This is a genomic window from Flavobacterium sp. ACAM 123 (genome assembly GCF_000264055.1).
GTDB lineage: Bacteria > Bacteroidota > Bacteroidia > Flavobacteriales > Flavobacteriaceae > Flavobacterium.
This window is the reverse complement of record NZ_AJXL01000163.1, coordinates 1-5,040: the sequence shown is the minus strand read 5'-3', so window position 1 is coordinate 5,040 and position 5,040 is coordinate 1. Positions and strand designations below refer to the sequence as shown.

General features: G+C 34.8%; 3 protein-coding genes and 1 tRNA gene. 1 reads left to right on the top strand and 3 read right to left on the bottom strand.

The annotated features are described in order from the left end of the window. Window positions 1-73 precede the first annotated feature (73 nt). The 3 genes from A3SG_RS0117380 to A3SG_RS0117365 form a co-directional block, all read right to left on the bottom strand. A complete protein-coding gene (locus A3SG_RS0117380; RefSeq protein WP_016991272.1) occupies window positions 74-640 on the bottom strand; it encodes a DUF4402 domain-containing protein in 567 nt (188 codons plus the stop codon). A gap of 685 nt (window positions 641-1,325) precedes the next feature. After that, entirely contained in the window at window positions 1,326-1,832 is a 507-nt protein-coding gene (locus tag A3SG_RS0117375) for a DUF4402 domain-containing protein (RefSeq protein ID WP_016991271.1), read from the bottom strand. 1,017 nt (window positions 1,833-2,849) lie between these two features. Then, window positions 2,850-2,923, bottom strand: a tRNA-Asp gene (locus A3SG_RS0117365). Between the two features lie 1,695 nt (window positions 2,924-4,618). Between A3SG_RS0117365 and A3SG_RS23180 the strand changes: the two genes are divergently transcribed. Then, window positions 4,619-4,801, top strand: a complete 183-nt coding sequence (locus tag A3SG_RS23180; protein ID WP_157485536.1) for a transposase — start codon at window positions 4,619-4,621, stop codon at window positions 4,799-4,801. The last annotated feature ends 239 nt before the right edge of the window (window positions 4,802-5,040 follow it).

Genomic DNA, 5,040 nt, shown 5'->3' with positions numbered 1-5,040 from the left:
AAGCTAAGTAAAAAAATAAAAAAAAGAATACTACCCGAAAAGTATATTCTTCTAATCTATTTTGGTATACTTTTTAATTGTAATTTATAGTAACATTATATGTACCAGTATAAACACCCGGTATCTGTAGTGGCTTTATGGTTAAAAGACCACCAACTACGAAAGAGTCTCCTCCTACCGAACTCAAAGTGCTTGTGGTTTTATCTGTTAAACCAGCATCAAAACTTGCTTTAAAATCCGTAATTTCCATGGTAGTCTGTGTTCCACTCGCAGTTGCTGCTGTAGTGGAGGTTAAGGTAACTGGTGTAGTTGGCAATGAGACCGCGTACGTTTCATTCGGAGTTCCTGTAACCGTGTATGAGGCTACTGTTGGCGCCTGGGTTGCACCACCAGTAAGAGCAGCGGCGGCAGCGCTTCCAGTATAGGATCTCACCGCAGCTGTAGATATAGTAACGGTACCAGCGGTTCCATCAGTCAAAACTGCAGTCCCAAAATTTAACCCATCTCCAACATTAGTCAAAGTCATCACTTTAATAAGTTTAGCTTTTGCGTTAGTAGTTTCAGTAGCTGCAGTTTGTGCAGTAGCATTGGCTGAGAATGCTGCGGTAGCGAGAATTGCTAGTAGGGTAACTTTTTTCATAATAGATAGGTTAAATGGTCTTCGATAGAATTGAGGAATTTTATCTTAAATTTGTTTTTGTTGTTATTTTAAAATAAAAACGCTATGTTTAATTTTAAACAGCGCGAATTAACGTTTAAATAAACTCTTTACCTAGTGTAACCGTTGAATAGCTAATAAATTCGTTAAACTACACGATTATGCAGCTTTACGCTCTAATTTATACAATTTTACTGTACAACAATAAATTTAGAAGCTCTACATTGTCTCTTTTCAGACTACTAAAGAATAAAACTCAGCCGCCAAAAATAAGGATAATTTCTGTTAATACTACATCAGCACCTACTCTCAATTTATATTACAAGCACAGATCACCCTAAAATACAGACATATCACTATAGAAGCTAGCCGCTTATCAATTCAATCGTTTCGGACTTGATTCCTTAATAGCCACAATAAACGATTCCGCATTTTCATCACGAAAACTCCTTATGTTTTAATCTACAGGATAGCTTATTTTACCAAACGCCTAGAAGGAGTTACGGTTGCAAAAAAAGATCTGTTTTGAATGATAAAAGCAATTAAAAATTGAACAGGAAAAAGAAAGCTCAGGGAAGACCATTTATAATTCTACAGATTTGCAATTCCAAGAACAACAAATAAATCGCTCGCTAAAGTCGAGAATAAAAAAACAAGGAGCTCTAAATCAATTATAATTAACAGTCACTTTAATACCCATACCTAAACGAGAATAGGTACCCAGAGATTGGCTGTCATTTAAGTGCAAAGTTGCCCCTAAATATATAATTTCCTTTCCGTTTGATAGCGTTTTTGATGCCGAACAAGTAAAATTATTAACCACCATACTCTGAGCTCCATTATTGATTAAAAGATCACTGGCCGGCATAGTGATACTATAAGCAGTATTTCCTTGACCTGTAAGGGTAAAAACAGCCGCTGTGACAGTACCTGCACTGTTCGACATGATGATATTGGAAGAGGTATTTCTCGCGCCCTTATTATCCGCATGTAACACCACACTACCGCTTCCTCCAGTAGTGGCTATGGTACCAAAATCTAAATCTGAATTAGTAGTAATTTGAAGGGGAGTGACGATGGTAACAAAAACAGATGCACTAGCTGAACTCTGCGCAAACGCAAAATTTGAAAAACCAATGATTATAGAGATAGTTAATAAAGTAATTTTTTTCATCACGTATTATTTTGAACATTATACTGTGTTTCTTTTCACTAGTATCACACAGTTAAAATGAGAGCTATGAAGTTACAGAAATCTAAATGTTGAAGGAGCGTATGATAAAACTAAACGATCCCAACAGGAGACATCGGCATACATTCAAAGCTTATATAAATGTAGCTTTTATTTCGATTAAATGACAAATATATCCGACTAAATACATCTTTATTCAACAAAAGTAATAAAAATAGTACTTTTAAAAAGTTCGCCGTTTATTAAGACATAAGGTTGCTACCTCCTTACAAAAAAATCCTAAGATTGTCTACAATAAGGACCTCCATCTCTTAGTAACGTAACAAAAAAAGACATAACGCAGAAACCCGCTATCAAATGAAAATATAATTCAAAGCAAAACTCCTGACCCATCGCATCGCCGCAACCAATGGAAACATGTTTACTTAGCAGCAAAGCGAACCAAGACAAAGTAGAAAAGGAATTGACAAAGAAAATACTTATAATACGCATCAAGTCACACCGGATATAAAATGCAATAGTAACACATGCTACTTTAAATAAAAAAAAAGCTTTTCGCGAAGAAAGACTCTCACCAAATTTGTGATTTTTTAGAACAAGAGGACACAAATCCGTCTCCCCAATAAGGAGCAAATACCATTCCAGTCCTCTACACCCGTATTGCCTTGGATACAAAAACATTTATAATACAAATAACTTTATGTTGAATATAGAATGTAGAAGTAAAGAATAGATTTTCCAATAAAAAAAGCAAGTAGTTAAGAAAGGGTTTCCAATATTAACTTTCGCCCTTTGGAACCAGAGGAATTGAAACCTTATCGACCCTCAGCATAAAGTAATATTCAGATGTTCTAAGGCCGCATTACTCTTTCTCTAAAAGCCTTTATAAAACGCATCAACTAACACCAAATATATAATTTGTCGCTATAGTGGTGGTAACACAATATTTTCTAAATAAAAAAAGAGCCTTTCCGTTAAGAAAAACTCTCCTATAATATGCGGTCTGGACGGGACTCGAACCCGCGACCCCCTGCGTGACAGGCAGGTATTCTAACCAACTGAACTACCAGACCTCAGCGTTATTGCGGTTGCAAAGATACAATACATTTTCACTTAAAACCAACACCAAAATCAAAAAAACATCCTTAATAATGCGACTAATTGCCAAAACATTAGACATCAGCTTAGTATTTAAAAAATTAGACCAACATCCGTCTTATAAAAACAACATTTATTCTTTTCTAACCACCAAGAACCTATAGTTACCTTGAAAAATTTCACAATTACGATAATTATATATTTCTAACAATCCTGTGTAAATCGCATTGTCAGATACATCTCTACAAATCTTAATTGAACCAATTATGGTTTAGATTATAACTCCCAACAATAATAGCACTACACAATTTACTGCAAAATCTAAAAAAGCCATCCACAGACTTTACCTATAATAGCCACAATGGCTAGCTTTTTATCTCGCCTTTCGATCAAACCACCACAGTAAGTCTAGTCGCTAACACCGCAACCATACCATATTACTAAATTTAGATACTTTAATACAGTGCAAAAGCGTTCCGTTAAGTAAACCTATCCTCCATATTGTTCATTTATTGTAACATTATGGATCGCAATGCCCTCCTCGGGTCACTACTAAAATTAGCGAGCAATTTATATACTCCTGCATTTATTAAAAAAAATTAGGCTCTAGCATAGAAGAGCAAAGACTATTACTACCCAAATTAACTGATCTACATTTTGCTTTGGTCCGCACTACAATGAGGAAGAACCAAATACACCTTTCTGTGAACAAAAAAATCAACCTAACTTACATTGAAGAGCTTAATCATCTCCAAAGATTTTTGAAATGAGATGACTATTCCAGCTCTTCACTTCCGCAACAGCTTTTTTTACAAACTATTACACTACGACTATAAACTCATGATCGATCTCATACAGTCATTACTACTATTTAGATTATTGGAGCACACGGAACTCCCAAAACTCATAAGTTTCTGGTATTTTAAAAATATTAACTATTACTAATGTAAAGGATAGACATACTACATGTTTTACCTGTGGTATCTACGGAAAAAGACAACTACGACAGTATATGGAACACCTAAGCAACTTCTCTACATGGGCACAGCGTTAACATACCAAAAAGTAACAACTCTTCCCTAAAAACATGCATTGTCTGTCCTTTGCTGTAGACGGTATAAGTAAATCACCTCGCGAACTTTATAAACTTGTAATAATTACCGTCGCTCAAGGTCTGAAAGGTTCTATTGTTACCACTATTGAAGCAACAAAAACAGAAATTGCTTTTAAGACAGAGCACAAATAGATCCAAACAACGCCAATAAATTACCGAAGTCCCTATCAACATGGCTAGTAACATCAAAATAACTATTAAAAGATCCTTTCTAAGATTATTAAAGTAACAGATCGATTTAATTTGTAGAAACTACTACTAGAACCTCTACACGTAGTTAAAATTAAATTAACATGGGTGGCTATATAGCAATAAAAGGAAGCTATAGCGGAAGCTAAACAAAATTTAACATCAAAGAATTTCCTAACGAAGACAACACCAAGCAATCACTAACTAGAAGCCCATCCCTATTATACAAAAGCGCCAATAATAGAGTGAACGTCAAAAAGGCAGCGCTACTGCAATATTTAAGAATATCCAGAAATTAAAACAGGTTATTATTTAAGTTAAAAAATTACGAAAAATATATAACAACAATATGGAATAACCAAAGGCAATTGCAGAACTAATACATTGGTATAATGATGTAGAATACTTAGAAAGAAAAAGCTTTAGTATAATTATGAAGACGATCAAAATCAACTATGATTCGATTTTTAACTATTTTGATAGACGAAGCACATCTGCAGCTGCAGCATCATTTAACTCTATCATAAAGCTTTCAGAAATTAATTTTTAGGAATTAGAACAGTTGACTTTTTCCTTTTTAAACTACCTAAAATATTTACTTAGTGCCCAAGTAATGTTCTTAGTCCCATTATAGACCTTAAAATAAATTCAGGATAAAGAAAGGCGTACAACCGTGCCCGAGGTGCCAACCGCAATGTACCTTAACACAAAAAACCCCGTTCGTTAGAACAGGGTTTTCAAAGAAAGGCGAGAAGCTGAGCACGAAGGGCGCACAGCGTTGTACCAAAT